Origin of the sequence: Methyloprofundus sp., assembly GCF_965251085.1 — a bacterium.
GTDB lineage: Bacteria > Pseudomonadota > Gammaproteobacteria > Methylococcales > Methylomonadaceae > Methyloprofundus.
In genome coordinates, this window is sequence record NZ_OZ252594.1 from 2,481,421 (window position 1) to 2,496,896 (window position 15,476).

General features: G+C 41.6%; 15 protein-coding genes and 1 pseudogene. 3 read left to right on the top strand and 13 right to left on the bottom strand.

Going from position 1 to position 15,476, the window contains the following annotated elements:
- Position 1: 1 nt before the first annotated feature.
- The 8 genes from ACQY3F_RS11455 to bioB all read right to left on the bottom strand — a co-directional run bounded on the left by ACQY3F_RS11455 (position 2) and on the right by bioB (position 8,647).
- Positions 2-538 carry a cytochrome c oxidase assembly protein gene (locus ACQY3F_RS11455; RefSeq protein WP_428354970.1) on the bottom strand — a complete coding sequence of 179 codons (537 nt, stop codon included), beginning with the start codon at positions 536-538 and terminating at the stop codon, positions 2-4.
- 147 nt (positions 539-685) lie between these two features.
- Complete coding sequence (gene ctaD / locus ACQY3F_RS11460; RefSeq protein ID WP_428354971.1) at positions 686-2,299, bottom strand: cytochrome c oxidase subunit I; 1,614 nt, start codon at positions 2,297-2,299, stop codon at positions 686-688.
- 59 nt (positions 2,300-2,358) lie between these two features.
- Positions 2,359-3,519 (bottom strand): cytochrome c oxidase subunit II, encoded by a 1,161-nt coding sequence (coxB, locus tag ACQY3F_RS11465; RefSeq protein WP_428354972.1) that lies wholly within the window; start codon positions 3,517-3,519, stop codon positions 2,359-2,361.
- Between the two features lie 554 nt (positions 3,520-4,073).
- On the bottom strand, positions 4,074-4,745 hold the full coding sequence (gene bioD, locus ACQY3F_RS11470; protein WP_428354973.1) for a dethiobiotin synthase: 672 nt from the start codon (positions 4,743-4,745) through the stop codon (positions 4,074-4,076).
- Positions 4,742-5,533, bottom strand: a complete 792-nt coding sequence (gene bioC / locus ACQY3F_RS11475) for a malonyl-ACP O-methyltransferase BioC (protein ID WP_428354974.1) — start codon at positions 5,531-5,533, stop codon at positions 4,742-4,744. Before bioC ends, bioD begins: the two co-directional genes overlap by 4 nt.
- Entirely contained in the window at positions 5,520-6,308 is a 789-nt protein-coding gene (gene bioH / locus ACQY3F_RS11480; protein ID WP_428354975.1) for a pimeloyl-ACP methyl ester esterase BioH, read from the bottom strand. Before bioH ends, bioC begins: the two co-directional genes overlap by 14 nt.
- Positions 6,305-7,468 (bottom strand): 8-amino-7-oxononanoate synthase, encoded by a 1,164-nt coding sequence (bioF, locus tag ACQY3F_RS11485; protein WP_428354976.1) that lies wholly within the window; start codon positions 7,466-7,468, stop codon positions 6,305-6,307. The genes bioH and bioF overlap by 4 nt, the downstream gene beginning before the upstream one ends.
- 195 nt (positions 7,469-7,663) lie before the next feature.
- Positions 7,664-8,647 (bottom strand): biotin synthase BioB, encoded by a 984-nt coding sequence (gene bioB / locus ACQY3F_RS11490; protein WP_428354977.1) that lies wholly within the window; start codon positions 8,645-8,647, stop codon positions 7,664-7,666.
- A gap of 58 nt (positions 8,648-8,705) precedes the next feature.
- Between bioB and ACQY3F_RS11495 the strand changes: the two are divergent.
- A pseudogene (locus tag ACQY3F_RS11495) lies at positions 8,706-8,900 on the top strand (double zinc ribbon domain-containing protein); the annotation flags it as partial.
- 174 nt (positions 8,901-9,074) lie between these two features.
- Entirely contained in the window at positions 9,075-9,413 is a 339-nt protein-coding gene (locus ACQY3F_RS11500) for a ComF family protein (protein ID WP_428357804.1), read from the top strand.
- On the opposite strand, the gene waaA is transcribed toward ACQY3F_RS11500, so the two are convergent.
- From waaA to rpsF, 5 genes are all read right to left on the bottom strand, one after another.
- Complete coding sequence (gene waaA / locus ACQY3F_RS11505) at positions 9,376-10,662, bottom strand: lipid IV(A) 3-deoxy-D-manno-octulosonic acid transferase (protein WP_428354978.1); 1,287 nt, start codon at positions 10,660-10,662, stop codon at positions 9,376-9,378. The genes ACQY3F_RS11500 and waaA overlap by 38 nt on opposite strands.
- A 343-nt stretch (positions 10,663-11,005) precedes the next feature.
- Positions 11,006-11,455, bottom strand: a complete 450-nt coding sequence (gene rplI, locus ACQY3F_RS11510) for a 50S ribosomal protein L9 (protein WP_428354979.1) — start codon at positions 11,453-11,455, stop codon at positions 11,006-11,008.
- Between the two features lie 44 nt (positions 11,456-11,499).
- Complete coding sequence (locus ACQY3F_RS11515; protein ID WP_428354981.1) at positions 11,500-12,408, bottom strand: DUF2232 domain-containing protein; 909 nt, start codon at positions 12,406-12,408, stop codon at positions 11,500-11,502.
- A gap of 19 nt (positions 12,409-12,427) precedes the next feature.
- Positions 12,428-12,658, bottom strand: a complete 231-nt coding sequence (gene rpsR, locus ACQY3F_RS11520) for a 30S ribosomal protein S18 (RefSeq protein ID WP_428354982.1) — start codon at positions 12,656-12,658, stop codon at positions 12,428-12,430.
- A 30-nt stretch (positions 12,659-12,688) separates the two neighbouring features.
- Positions 12,689-13,165: a 30S ribosomal protein S6 gene (gene rpsF / locus ACQY3F_RS11525; RefSeq protein WP_428354983.1), complete on the bottom strand. Its 477-nt coding sequence runs from the start codon at positions 13,163-13,165 to the stop codon at positions 12,689-12,691.
- A gap of 482 nt (positions 13,166-13,647) precedes the next feature.
- Here rpsF and ACQY3F_RS11530 point away from each other — a divergent pair, with 482 nt between their 5' ends.
- The gene (locus ACQY3F_RS11530; RefSeq protein WP_428354985.1) at positions 13,648-15,471 is read left to right on the top strand and encodes a dynamin family protein; all 1,824 of its coding nucleotides are present in this window, start codon (positions 13,648-13,650) and stop codon (positions 15,469-15,471) included.
- Positions 15,472-15,476 lie beyond the last annotated feature (5 nt).

Here is a 15,476-nt window from a genome sequence, read left to right on the forward strand (position 1 = left end):
CCTATTTAGGTGTTGTATCATAAAATGTTAGCCCAAATGTCAGTCTTTTGTAGTGCTTAGGTAAGGCAGGATCGATAACTAATTGCACCTCAAGATGCTGAGTCTCTCCTGCTTCAAAAACCTGTGTAGCAAAACAAAAACATTGGGTATTTTTAACATAGCTTACTGCAGGCCCTGGTGTAACACTAGGATTCGCCTTAGCAAGCATGCGTTTGTCTGTTTTATTTGTTACTGTATAAGTCATGCTTATTATTTCACCAGGATGTACTTTTACCTGATACTTATCCGCTTTAAAAGCGAGACCTGTACCTGCACCTGTTGAAGTAATAAATTCGAAGCTTATTTCTCGCTGTGTATCAACTGTAAAATTTAAGACTGAGGACTCTTGCCTGGTCTTACCATTAATACCGGTAATTTCGCACAAAATATCGTACAAAGGTATTAAGGCAACTGCAAATAAAAACATCACGAACACTAATAGAAGCAAGCCACGTACTGTTTTTTTATTCCTCTGCTCTAAATCATCATCCAGCTTCACTGAGAAGTAGCTCTTATAACAGCAAAAACATAAATCGTCATCACAACAGCCGCCAAGGCGAGTGCTGTCAAAATATTTTTTGTTTTAGTTTTCATTATTTTTTGGCTTTGTCTACACTGCTCAGCGCAGACAAAGCCCAGTTTCTCCCTAGAAATGTTCTGTTGGAATCTTTTCTGGCGGAGTTGCAAAAGTATGATAAGGCACTGGCGAAGGCAAAGTCCACTCTAAACCATGCTTATGCGCATCTTCCCAAACTTCATCTGTCACTTTCTCACCGGTTCCGCCTCTAATTGTTTTAATAACAATATAAAGGAATAACAACTGACTAAAGCCAAAGATAAACGCACCAATACTTGACACCATATTCCAGTCAGCAAACTGTACCGCATAATCAGGAATACGACGCGGCATACCTGCTAACCCCAAGAAATGTTGCGGGAAGAATAAGATGTTCACAGAAATAGCGGATAACCAGAAATGAAACTTTGCCAATCTTTCGTCATACATATTTCCAGTCCACTTAGGCAACCAGAAATAGCCACCCGCCATTAAAATAAAAATAGAAGCAGGGACTAGCGTGTAATGAAAATGCGCAACAATAAAATAAGTATCATGATACTGAAAATCTACTGGTGCCAACGCCATCATTAAGCCGGTAAATCCACCTAGCGTAAATAAAACCACAAAAGCAATGGAGAATAGCATGGGCGTTTCAAAGGTCATAGACCCCTGCCACATGGTTGCCGTCCAGTTAAAAATCTTCACCCCGGTCGGAATGGCAATTAACATCGTGGCATACATAAAGTACAACTCACCCGCGACTGGCATACCCACGGTAAACATGTGATGCGCCCAGACAACAAAGGATAAGAAAGCAATGGCCGCTGTTGCATACACCATAGAGCTGTAACCGAATAAAGGCTTACGAGCAAATACCGGAATAATCGTTGAAGCTATTCCAAAAGTAGGCAGAATCATGACATACACTTCAGGGTGTCCAAAAAACCAGAAGATATGTTGATATAGCACAGGATCACCGCCACCCGCTGCATCGAAAAAGCTGGTATCGAAAAATCGGTCGGTTAATAACATCGTTACCGCGCCTGCAAACACCGGCATAATAGCAATCAATAAGAAAGCGGTGATTAACCAGGTCCAGACGAATAATGGCATTTTCATCAAGGTCATTTTCGGCGCACGCATATTGAAAATAGTTGCGATAATATTAATCGCTCCCATAATCGACGAGATACCTAATAAATGCACTGAGAAAATGGCGAAAGGTAATGCAGCACCTGTTTGCAATACTAGGGGCGGGTATAAAGTCCAGCCTGATGCCGGCGCTCCACCTTCCATAAACAAAGTACTAGCCAACATAAATATTCCGGCAACTAATAACCAGAAACTCATATTATTCATTCTTGGTAATGCCATATCTGGCGCACCAATCATCATCGGTATTTGCCAGTTTGCAAACCCTACAAAGCCTGGCATAACTGCACCAAATACCATGACTAGAGCGTGCATGGTGGTCATTGAATTAAAGAACTGCGGGCTAACAAACTGCATACCCGGCTCAAATAATTCAGCACGAATAATCAATGCCATTGACCCACCGACGAAAAACATCGCTAGAGAAAACAACAAATACAGAGTGCCTATATCTTTATGGTTAGTGGTAATTATCCACCTCAATAAGCCTTTTTCAGGCCCGTGATCATGATGATCATCGTGTTCATGTTCAGCTACGACAGCAGACATAATAAATACCTCGTTAAATACTATAGATAGAATTCGATGCAAATACGCAATGATGAAAATTATTCATCATCATCGTCATATTCGATTGCTGGAATTGCTGCTTGCAAATTTTTTACCGCTGCAGGCTGAATTGAATCACCTACTGAATTGCCTAAGCCATTACGAATAAATGTAGATACGGCTGCAAAATCAACTGGGTTTAACATTTGTCCAAAAGCAGGCATCATGCCTTTACCCTGAAGCATCAAGTCAACTTGTGCGTCCATACCGCCAGTCACCACCGAACTTGCCGTAATAGCTGGGAAAGTACCAGCTAGACCCGCTCCATCCGCCATATGACAAGAAGCACAGTTATTTGCGTAGACACTTTCACCTTTTGCTATTAAATCTTCCTGAGTCCAGTCTTTCTCCGCTGCAGCTGCAGTTTCAACAGCAAGGCCTTGCTGTTTGACTACCCAGGCTTCATAGTCAGGCTTTTCCATAGCAATGACAACGATCGGCATAAAGCCGTGGTCTCTGCCACAAAGCTCTGTACATTGTCCGCGATATGTACCTGCCGTATCCACTGATGTCCATGCTTCATTAATATAGCCAGGGATGGTATCTTTTTTCCAGCCTAGGTCAGGCACCCACCATGAGTGAATCACATCCGCTGCAGTAAACAGGAAGCGAATTTTAGTATTAATAGGAACGACCAGAGGCTTATCAACTTCTAATAGATAATTCGGTATTGTTCTAGGGTCTATACCTGAGTTCAGCTGTCTTGCTTTGTTACTGGCCTCATCAAGGCTACTAAAAAAGCGAATGCCATTATCCAGATATTCATATTCCCATTTCCATTGCCACCCAGTGACCTTAATCGTCATTTCTGAATCTCTAGTATCATCCATTTCCAGCATAACTTGAGTTGCTGGAATAGCTAATACAATTAAAATGATCGTTGGAATAATTGTCCAAAGAATTTCTATCTTGGTACTTTCATGGAAATTTGATGCTTTATAACCCCTCGACTTACGATGAAAATAGATCGAGTAAAACATGGTGCCGAATACTGCAACACCAATGAATACACAGACCCATAACACCATCATATGCAGACCATAAACATCACGACTAAGTGTTGTTACGCCCTCCATTAAGTTAAGAGTATATTCTGCCCGAGCTGTTCCTAGACCAAGGGTCATCAGGGACAGACCTGAGAATAATTGCTTTGCTTTCACCACGGAGTAACCTCCCCTAATTAATTATAAACTGATTGATGCGTTAAACGCAGAATGTTGTTATAGCTTTAAGCGCGACTATACACACTCCAAAATCGTTGTGATCAGCTATTATTCCCTTAGCACTGTCCTTTTTATTATCATCACAAACAAACTCTGCAATTTTAACCTATGAGCGCTCTCTATGCTAGAGAAGCTTTTTGATTATGCTCAACTTTAACTTAAAAATTGTAATATTTATTGCATGCATAAACAGATAATATGATTATACCTAGAAATTCAATTGATTTAGGTCAATGATTGTTAAATTAATCTTGAACCTAGAAAAATAAATTTAGCTTGTTCGGATAAATTTAGCTCGCCACGACCTAGCTATTTGCAATAGCTTAAACCTAGAAAAATCAGTTGAGCGCGAATTTATAGTGCAAGATATGGAATTAATGTAACACTTTCAAAAAATTTTAGCTTCACCCATAGGTTAAGCGGATGTTTTTTGCAAGTGCAGTGGAATCAAGAGCTTGCGCTAGAAAACGTGAGCAACTGATTTTTCTAGGTTAAAGGTTTGATTTAATTCCCTTTGCCAAACTTTCTGGCTCTAAGCTTTGCATATAAGGCAACACGCCTAATAAAGGAAGCTCTGTAGACTTACTTATTGTATGTATATTCTCATCGCGCATTAGCATATCCCGCTCCACACAAGAAGCAATCCAGCCATGACATTGCACCCCAGCTTGCTGTAATGCCGCAAAAGTTAATTTAGCCTGATTAATACAACCTAATCGAATACCCACGACAACAATCACAGGCAAGTCTAATTTTTGCGCCAGATCAGCTACATCCTGATGATCGTTGAGCGGCACTAGCCAGCCGCCCACACCTTCAACCAGCACAACGTCAGCTTGCTGTGCAATTTGTTGGTATTTCTCTACAACCTTATCCAATACTATCTCAACACCCGACTGCTGCGCCGCAATATGCGGGGAAACTGGCAATGCAAAAGCGTAGGGGTTAATTTCCTGGTACGGCAACACAATCGATGCATATTGCTGCAATAACAATGCGTCTGCATTTCTCAACTGCCCATCAATCTCTTCACAACCGGATGCAATAGGCTTCATGCCCAACACGGTTTTTCCCTGATTTTTAAAATAGTGCATTAAGGCAACCGTGCTCCAGGTTTTGCCAATTCCGGTATCGGTCCCGGTAATAAAATAGCCTTGAGTCATCTCTTCATCGCGGATTTAGCCTGCACATATATAATTTCGTAACTTGCTGTAATCTTGCCGTCATCATCCACGGGGTACGCAGCTAATAAAGCCTGAAAATGCCCCTTAGTGGTTAATTGCTTATTGCGTGCCTTGCTCACATTATGTGCTCCTATGCCCTTTAACTCACGCATAAGCTCAATAACATCAGTGTATTTAATTTGATAAATCTGGCTCTCTAACTGCACATCAACAAAGCCTGCTTGCTGCATGAGCTGTTTAATTTCCTGCAAACTGCAAAAGTCATTAACATGCGGATAATCATCAACCTCAGCCCATGCAGATTTTAACTCACATAAAGCGCTCTCACCAAAAATAGAAAAGCTAAACTGCCCGTTATCCCGCAACACTCTTTGCACATCAATAAACAGCTCACCTAGCCCCTGACACCACTGCAAGGCTAAGTTAGATACCAGGCTATCGATACTATCACTTGCAATTGGCAACTGCTCCACATCAGCACACAACAAGGGAACCTTCTCATTCAGCCGATCGTGCGTTTTATGCAGCATTGGCAGTGCAATATCTAGCGCAATTATATTTTTTAACAGCGCCCTGCTCTGCAGTTGCTGGGTAAAGAAACCTGTACCACAGCCCGCATCAACGACCAACGCATCATAAGGCAGGGATAGCTTGGTTAGAAGCTCATGCCCTACCTGCCGTTGCAAAGTAGCCATGGCATCGTAGCTTTGTGCAGCATTAGCAAAGGATCGTCTGATCTGTTGCTTATCCAGCTCAGCCTCTGCCATTGCGTGCATTCCTCAAAATAAAATCCTGCAGTAGAGCCAGTAACTGCTGTTGTTCGCTAAAAAAAGGAATATGCCCCGCCCCGTCTATCGTTCTTGTTTCAATTCGCTCTGATAATAACTGACACTCTTTAGCAACTGACACAGGCACCAAGGTATCCAATCCACCAAATACCATCAGCACAGGCAACGCTAAATGCCGAATAGTTTCTCGTTGATCAATTGTCTGCAATACCCTCAACCCGCCCTGCAATGCACCAGGGTCAGCAACGGGAGATTCCTGCATGACTAATTTAATTTGCTTTAACATGGATTTAGCATCAGGCTTTCCCAGCACTTGTAAACTCATAAAGCGCAATAAAGTATGCACCGGGTTTGCTTGCAAATTATCAGCAAACTCCTGCAGGTTCTGAGGAGCGACACCTGGCCACGACTTAGATTGAGTAAACCTGGGATTACTGGCAACCAGCATTAAAGACTTAATACGCTGTGGATATTTTTCCGCTAGCCGCAAAGCAACATTTCCACCCAGCGACCAGCCCAATAACATACATTTTTTTTCAGGTAGCTGCGCATGGATTGCATCTACAATGGACTCTAAAGTATAGGGCGTAATATTCGCACTTCGCCCATGCCCAGGGAGATCCATACATCTGACCTGATATTCTGTCGCTAGCAACTGTGCAAAATCCCGCCATATACCGGTATGCATAGCCCAGCCGTGTAGCATCACTATTACCTCCCCCTGACCATATACTTCTATGTGCAGATCGGTCATCTAGGCAGGCTCTCTAAAGCACTCAATAGCTGATCAATTTGTTGCTCAGTATGCAGAGCTGATAAAGTTATGCGCAATCGCGCACTGCCCTGAGGCACTGTCGGCGGGCGTATTGCACTCACCCAGAAACCTTGTTGAAATAAATAATCACTCGCTCGTAATGCATGTTGACTACTGCCTAAAACGATAGGTTGAATAGCCGATTCTGAGGGCAGCAATGACAAACCTATTTGACCAACACCACTCTGGAAGCGTTGTATTAAAGCCTTGAGCTTGTCTCTGCGCCAATTATCATGCTTAATATAATGCAGACTTGTTCTTGTTGCCGCAGCAATTGCCGGGGGTAAAGCGGTGGTATAAATATAAGATCTCGCTGACTGGATAATAGTCTCTATCAATGTTTCAGAACCAGCAACAAATGCGCCACTGGTACCAAATGCCTTACCTAAAGTACCCACCAAAACCGGGACTTGCTGCTGATCTAACTGGCATTGCTCTACCAATCCTGCTCCGCTTGCGCCCAATACTCCAAAACCATGCGCGTCATCAACCATTAAATAAGCTGACTGCTGCTGCGCAATTTCTGCCAATTGACCTAAGGGCGCGTAGTCACCATCCATACTGAATACGCCATCGGTAACAACCATAGCTTTCTGCTGTGCAGATCGAGCTTGCATTTTTTGCTGTAAATTATACATATCAGCATGTAAATATCGCTTAAACCGTGCCCCAGACATCATGCCTCCGTCTAACAAAGAAGCATGATTTAATCTATCCTGATAGATAACATCATTTTTACCAATTAATGCCGTAATGACGCCCAAATTCGCCATATAACCGGTAGAAAACAACAAGGCTCGAGTACGCCCGGTAAAATCTGCCAGCTCTTGCTCTAACGCATTATGCTCATGCCCATGACCACAAACCAAGTGGGCTGAGCCACTGCCTACACCATACTTATCAGCGGCATTCTGGAATGCGGCAACAACTTCTGGGTGACCCGCTAGCCCTAAATAATCATTACTACAAAAATTTAACAGTTTGCGACCACCTACCTGTAAAAAAACACCCTGCACAGCGTCTATTACTCGTCTGGATCGATACAAGTCAGCTTGCTTTAATTCATCAAGCCTGGCGCGCAAATTATTTTGATTTACCATGAAGGACGTGAAGCAAATGAAGAAACAGACGAAGGACGCATCGAATTAATTACTGCAATACCAGAATACATAAAGAAACTTAAATGAAACTGACAGAGCAAAGCCCCCTCCTTCATGCTCTTCATGCACTTCATGGTAAAACTGTAACTTACAACAACATAGCAATAAGCCAGAAAACGCTACCGCTATTCCAGCCTACGCGTAACTCGAGCCTGCAGAACGCACACCTAAACGTTCGAATAAAGCGAGATCATGATTTGTCATGGGATTATCAGTGGTTAATAACTTATCACCATAAAATATAGAATTTGCACCCGAAAAAAAACACAGTGCCTGCATTTCATCTGACATATCAGTACGACCTGCAGATAGCCTGACGCGAGATTGCGGCATTAAAATACGCGCCACCGCAATCATGCGGATAAACATAAATGGCTCTAACTCCTCAGTACCCATTAAAGGCGTCCCTTCCACTTGCACCAGCATATTAATCGGCACACTTTCCGGGTGCTTAGGTAAATTTGCCAATTCGATTAATAAATTAGCGCGATCATCATCATTTTCGCCCATACCTACAATGCCGCCACAACACACATTAATTCCAGCATCGCGCACACGCGCTAAAGTGTCTAAGCGATCCTGATATGTTCGGGTGGTAATGACTTCTGAATAATAGTCTTCCGAGGTATCCAGATTATGGTTGTAATAATCCAGCCCCCCCTCTTTTAAAGTTTGCGTCTGCTGGTCAGTCAGCATCCCCAGAGTTACACAGGTTTCCATTCCTAATGCCTTTACTCCTTGCACCATCTCGACGACACGTGCGACATCTTTATCTTTCGGGCTACGCCAGGCAGCTCCCATACAAAAACGTGTTGCACCTTGATCTTTGGCTAGTTGGGCGGATTGCAAAACCTCATCGACAGGCATCAACGCTTCAGGCGTTAGCCCAGAATCATAGCGTGCGCTTTGCGGGCAATAACCACAGTCTTCGGAACAAGAGCCCGTTTTGATACTTAACAAGCTACTGATTTGTACTTCATTCGGATCAAAATGTGCTCGATGCACTGTTTGCGCCTGAAACAACAAATCATTAAAAGGCTGACTGAATAAAGCTTTCACTTCCTCTAGCTGCCAATCATGGCGTAATATGGCGTTAGTATTGACGGGATGTGATGACATTCTGCAAATCTCCAAGGTCTGTATTATCGATTAAGTCAAAACTAATCAACCTAATAATATGAAAACGGTAAACAACTGGTGCAATATTATACAATATAGTTTGCTTCCGCCTAGCTGTATCTTATGTGGAAATAAAGGCATGCATCAAATGGATCTGTGCCAGCCCTGCTATAACGGGCTATTAAGACTAGGAAATCATTGCTATTGCTGTGCTAAAGCATTCGCCAGTGACGGTACAAATCTACATCTATGCGGCGAATGCCAGAAAAACACCCCTGCGTTTGATAGAACCTATGCACCCTTTGTACATCAAGGAGCGATACGCTATCTAATTAATCATTGTAAATTTAATGCCGCTTATAAGTACACCCGCCTTTTAGGACTGCTACTCGCTGATTTCCTACATGAAAACGCAGAACTTCCCGAGTTGATTATTCCTGTGCCTTTACACCCAAAGCGCTACCGTCAGAGAGGCTTCAATCAAACCCTGGAAATTGGCAAAATCATATCCCAGCAGCTTTTTATTCCAATTGACAACCGCTGTTGCTTACATATAAAAAACACCCCCCATCAAATCTCTCTGAGCGGCAAACAAAGGCAAAAAAATATTAAAAACGCATTTCAGCTGCAGTCCACACCAGAAGCTCAGCATATTGCCATTCTGGATGATGTTTTAACCACAGGTGCAACGGCTAATGAACTAGCTAAAGAGCTAAAAATAACTGGTGTTAGCCGCGTTGATGTTTGGGTTTGTGCTCGGGCATAAACCGGTCAATAACGGCTGCAGTCCTTTTCACTGCCCCTTTGTTTTGCTCAATAAAAGCTCGCCCTGCACTCACCAAACGATCTTTTTCTTTGCTATCACTGAAAATTAACGAAACATTGTCAACAATATCTGCTTCATCAAAACACTGCAGCGCGCCTTTCGCATCTAACAACTGCTGAGCTAATAATTCAGAATTTTTCATATACGGCCCAAACATCACAGGCACATCGAGTAAAACTGGCTCAAATATATTATGCCCTCCGATCGGCACCATACTACCGGCAACAAAACTGCAATCCGCAAGCGCATACATTTGCTTCAATTCCCCCATCATATCGACTAAATAGACATCTGTGGCTGGGGTACAAGATCTATTCCCGGTTCTGGCAACAACAGCAAGATTTTCAGCCTGACATAAACGGGTAATTTCTTTTGCCCGCCTGGGCTGGCGCGGGACTAATATTAATAACAGCCCAGGAAATTGTGGTTTCAGGCGCTGATAAACCTTTAAGAATAACTCTTCCTCTCCCTGATGAGTGCTACCTACGACAAAAATCAGACGCTCTGGGAATAGCTTTCGCCTTAGCTGAACTGCCTCTACTTTGATTGACTCAGGAATGTCCATATCTAATTTAATATTGCCAGATACGGTAATTTTATTAGCGCTCACCCCAATATCCTGATATCGCTGGGCATCATCTTCTGTTTGCACCACAACACCCTTAATACCCGAGAAAACTTTCTGCAGAAAACCGCTAAGCTTTCGGTAGGATTGCGCAGACTTTTCAGATAACCTGGCATTCACTATAAATAACGGGGTTGATTTTTCTGCACATTGAATAAACAAAACAGGCCAGATCTCCGTCTCCATAATAACGGCTATCCTAGGTTGAAAGTGCCCAAAAAAACGCGCCATCGCATCGGGTAGATCTAAAGGCAGATACACATGCTCAACTTTGTCGCCTTGTAATGCACGCACTCGTTGATAGCCAGGTTCGGTACTGGTGGTAATCAGGATTTTATAGGAATAATGCGCGTGAAAGTAATTGATTAAAGCATTGGCCGCTTCGACTTCACCGACTGATGCGGCGTGCAACCAGATAACGTGCTGAGTATGTTTGGCAGAATAAAAACCAAAATATTCTTTCCAGCGAGCATGGTAGTCTTTCTTCTTTATGCCTCTAACATATTGAAAAATTATTAAAAAAGGCAGTAGTAAATAGATTAAAGCGGTATAAAAAAAGTACATGCACGCCCCTACAAAAGTGCTAATTAATTCTGCGGATGTAACTTATAAAACCGGGTACAAAAATAGTGATCGGCATATACGAACGATAGACCAAAAAGAAATCTTAAACCAGAAGAAATATAATAAATATTACAATTAAAGTAATAGTTTTAACTCTCTTAAGGTGGGTATTATTGATTGCAACATCATTAACCCACTGACCCTACAAATAGGGTCAGTGAATTAAAAAACACACAAACTAGTACAGCATTTACTGATGAAAAGATGATTAAATGGCATTAATTTAAAATTAAATTAATGCCATAAAAACACGGCTATCCATCAAAGCAACAATGTAGTACTATTACTCTTCCGCTGCAATCTGAACAGCAACTGCAACAGTAATATCAGCATGAAGATTAACATCAATTGCATATTCACCGATTTGACGAATAATACCTTCAGGTAATCTTATTTCGCTTTTATCAACTGCAGCACCAGCCGCAGTGATAGCTTCAGCGATATCTAGCGTACCCACAGATCCGAAAAGCTTACCTTCTTCACCTGCTTTGTGCGTAATAACAACTTCAACGCCACTTAGCGCATCTGCTCTTTTCTGAGCCGCAGTTAATTTCTCGGCAGCAGCTCGTTCCAGATCAGCTCTACGCGATTCAAATTCAGCGATTTTTTCTTTAGTCGCCATAACTGCTTTTTTTTGTGGAACCAGGAAATTTCTAGCAAATCCAGATTTCACATTGACTTTATCACCTAGATTACCTAGGTTAACAACTTTCTCAAGAAGGATAACTTCCATCTTTAAATCCTCATAGTTATCGGTATACCGATTTCACAATACTGTTAAGTACTGGATGGGGGGGTTATATTTTTTCGTAAATTCAGCCACGTATCACTCATACCAATTATCGCTACGGGTAATACAATATGCGGAACAACTAAAACACTCATATAAAACAGCGGTAGTAAAAAGCGTTTCGCTTTAAAGGTCGATATCAACGCATGCGCAATGGCGGTTCCTATAAATGCATATAACATAAATAGAATGATACCTATATTCCAAGCTAACTCGGAAAACGTCCCATTAGACAATAATGCTATCAAAAAGATAAGCAAAGTCATCATAGTAAAACGCTGAGGCATTCTTATAGACAAGTACTCAACAGCAAAGCCACCCGGGTTGTATAAATTAGCTTGCCACCAGCGCGCTAACAACAAACCCAGTAGCAATCCGGCAACTGATCCCGCTGCCATAATGCCGGTCATATATTTAGCCATCAAGATAACCGTCTGTTCGATTTGCTCTACAGGTACTTCAGAGGCCTGCAACATAGGCTGAACTACGATATCCAGCACTGCCTGCCAATAAAGTGCCGGAGCCTCGGCAAACCAGTAAAAACCTATAACGAACAGTATGCCTAATGCCGAAGCTATTTCAAATGCCAGCGACAAATGTCGTCCTTCGCGTAACACTATAGATAACACCCAGACCGGAAGCCACAAAACAAGCACATAGCCAAAGGAAAATTGAAAATTCCCAATAACTAAATAACCTAATGTCGCCGCCGCTAAGCTGGCACTCAATAAGACCAATAAACCTTCATATCCACCACGACGCAATGTAACCAATGCTACCGTCGCTGAACTTACGATACTAATAGGCGGCATAAGCAGTGAAAGCAAAGCAAAAGCAGAGGCCACAGACATTGCCTGCATTCTTCCTCGCATAATAAAGTTTGCTAAAAAATTCACTGAGCCTACCTGATATTAATTATTCGTGTGCGTCACAAAACGGCATCAAGGCAATATAACGCGCACGCTTAATAGCCGTTGTTATTTGTCTTTGATTTTTTGCTGTTGTACCTGTAATACGGCTAGGTACAATTTTTCCTGTTTCAGTAACGAACTCACCTAGCAATTCGGTGTTTTTATAATCGATTGCATTGCTTTCACCTTCCGCACCAAAAGTATAATGCTTTTTGCGTCTCATTTGACGTGCCATAAGCTTAACCTCTATGTAATTTATTAAATGTTATTCAGAATCAGCTTCTACTGCAGTTGCAGTAACTTTTTCTGCCACTTCAACAGAATCTGTCTTTACTGTTTCCGCTTCAGGTGCTGGTTTTTCAGCCGCTGTTTTTTCAGTTGCTGGCTTTTCAGGCGCTGTTTTTTCAGGCTTAGCCTCTTCAACAGTTTCCGCGGCTATAACCGATGCATTAGTAATAGCAGTTTTCATCAACAAAGTCATGCTACGTAGCACAGCGTCATTAAAACGGAAGCTACTTTCCAGCTCGGTAAGAGTTTCCTGATCACATTCAATATTCATTAATACATAATGTGCTTTTTGCAGCTTTTTAATTGGATAAGCTAGGTGTCTACGCCCCCAATCTTCAAGGCGATGAATGGTTCCTGATGCTCCCTCAATAGATGCACGATAACGATCTATCATTGCAGGCACTTGAGCACTTTGATCAGGATGAACTAAAAAGACAATTTCATAATGTCGCATAATTTTCCTTTCGGGTTAAAGCCTTCTATCTGTTTAAGCATAGTAAGGCAAGGAGGGTTTTCACACCCCATTAAAGAACTCGCCATTGTAATTTATATTTACTTTTATTGCAAAATAGTTTATCTGAACTCGAAAAAAAGTCCGATACAGCCTGAAAAATCAAATTATTTCACAGCTTTAGTATACTAAAACTCCCCCTTAACTTCCCTTGCAAAAACAGAGCACTTAAATTCGGCTTAATTGAAAATCCTAAAAATAACAAAATAGGCGAATGGGAGTGCAATAGCTTTAGCTATTGCTGTGTACGAAAAAAGCTAAAGCTTTTTTACTCCTGAGCCAGATTGAATGTTAAAAATGTAAGCTATTTTTAGGCAAATGAAAAATGCCTAATATTACTTACTTCACCATCTATCAAAAATAACCACTACACTAGAATTATAAATCACAGTTGAATTTCACTTTTACAATGAATGGATTTGCAAATGTCACTTAAAATAATAGAAAAAATTAATGCTTTAGAAAATATTGCACAGGAAATTGATGAACTTGATTTTAGCGAAGGACTAGAAAATCTAGCCATGCTAAAAAAACGTATCGATTCCCCTCGTTTTGAAATTGCTGTGATTGGTGAGTTTTCAACGGGTAAATCAAGCTTTATTAATGCACTTTTACAACATGATTTACTGCCTGCTACCTACAGGCCCACGACTAACCAAATCATGAAAATTCAACATGATGCAAGTCGTAGTGAAGTGTGTATAGACAGGCAAGGTTCTGGGCATAGCCCTATTCCTTTGACTAAAGAGAATATTAAACAACTGGCAAATGATACGCATGATTCATTAGTTATTAAGACAGCGATTCCAGCTCCGATGGATCAATTCATCATTTACGACACGCCGGGGGTGAATGATCCGGCCTCTTTAAGTGAGGAAATTATTTTCGATTTACTCGGCAAGGTTGATGTTATTATTTTTCTGCTGCGCGCAGATAGCGCATTAAAGGAAACCGAAATTGATTTTATAAAACAACTGGTTCCCAAAAAAGATCTGGGGAAATTTTTCTTTATTATCAATTTCGCTGATACCTTAGAGCCTGCTGATGCAATTGACGTACAAAAACACGTGATCAATGTCCTGGGAAAATTCCTACAGTGGCCAGTGAAAGCATTATCTGAGCGAGTTTTTCTCTATTCTGCAAAGCAAACCCTAGCTCATGCCAAATCCGAAGCAGCATTAGCGGATGAGTCTGCAGCTAATTTTCTGCACACACATCATCAATTACTGCACGACATACATGGATTTTCGACCGCTAGCTTTGAAGAATTGGTCAGTGAGTTCTCTGATAATGCGCTCACTGAGGTTGCGCAAATGATTACTAACACACTCTCAGTTGCTATAGATCAGGCAGAAGAAAAAGACCTGGGTTATCAACAGGCACTGAGCGAGGTTAATGCCGAAATCAATGATTTTAGAACCAGAATTCAGTCCGAAGAATTTGCTTTTCGCGACAGTATTCGCAAAAAGAAACGCGAGATGCTAAGTAAGGTTGAAGAAGAATTTAACTCTATCAGAGAAAATGTTAAATCTATTATCTTATCGGCAAATAATCCTGATATAGGCAATGCTGACTGGACTCAGAAGCATATCAGAAAGCTGGTAGATGATAAAATACCTCCCTTATTAGAAAATTTTGCGCAGGAAATTAAAATTATCAGTGCTGATTTTGACCTGCAAATTACGCCATCTCTAAACCGCTCCATAGATAATATAGAGGGAATAAAAAAGTCATATGACTTCTCCCCTATTATTGCGGGTACGGGAGTAGCAAGCGCTGGGTATGCACTAGTCTCAGCGGCACTGCCACTGATTGCCGGGGTAGGCGGCATTGCTGCTATTGGCGCTTTTTTTCTACCAGGTTTAGGTTCAACCCTAATATCCGGAGTAGGTAGCTTAGTATCCGGTGGCTCTAGTCTTACTGGATTTGCTTATACCGGTGTTCGCGATAAAATTCATAGCTGGGTTGATGAAAATGACAAACAGCGTTACCTGGCCGAATTAGATAAGATAATCTTCGAGATGCAAATGCTCATGATTAAAGAACTAGACTCCAAAGTAGTACCCGAGCAAATAAGTGCTGCTTTTATTGAAAATAAATTCCCTCTGAAACAAGATATTACGGTCAGACAAAAGCAGGAAATTTTAGTAGACCGTCAGTGGCTAACAGCCAATATAAAGGAAATGATATGGATGCGGCAAGAGGTGTTTAAAGTAATGCATGGCGAACTAGCAGGCGAAAAATCATGAACAGT

Bases quoted from the DNA above. Each gene is read 5' to 3' on its own strand.
- bioB (WP_428354977.1), bottom strand. From the start codon at position 8,647: ATGTCATCACATCCCGTCAATACTAACGCCATATTACGCCATGATTGG.
- bioF (WP_428354976.1), bottom strand. From the start codon at position 7,468: ATGGTAAATCAAAATAATTTGCGCGCCAGGCTTGATGAATTAAAGCAA.
- bioC (WP_428354974.1), bottom strand. From the start codon at position 5,533: ATGGCAGAGGCTGAGCTGGATAAGCAACAGATCAGACGATCCTTTGCT.
- rplI (WP_428354979.1), bottom strand. From the start codon at position 11,455: ATGGAAGTTATCCTTCTTGAGAAAGTTGTTAACCTAGGTAATCTAGGT.
- ACQY3F_RS11530 (WP_428354985.1), top strand. From the start codon at position 13,648: ATGTCACTTAAAATAATAGAAAAAATTAATGCTTTAGAAAATATTGCA.
- ctaD (WP_428354971.1), bottom strand. From the start codon at position 2,299: ATGTCTGCTGTCGTAGCTGAACATGAACACGATGATCATCATGATCAC.
- rpsR (WP_428354982.1), bottom strand. From the start codon at position 12,658: ATGGCACGTCAAATGAGACGCAAAAAGCATTATACTTTTGGTGCGGAA.
- bioH (WP_428354975.1), bottom strand. From the start codon at position 6,308: ATGACCGATCTGCACATAGAAGTATATGGTCAGGGGGAGGTAATAGTG.
- rpsF (WP_428354983.1), bottom strand. From the start codon at position 13,165: ATGCGACATTATGAAATTGTCTTTTTAGTTCATCCTGATCAAAGTGCT.
- waaA (WP_428354978.1), bottom strand. From the start codon at position 10,662: ATGTACTTTTTTTATACCGCTTTAATCTATTTACTACTGCCTTTTTTA.
- bioD (WP_428354973.1), bottom strand. From the start codon at position 4,745: ATGACTCAAGGCTATTTTATTACCGGGACCGATACCGGAATTGGCAAA.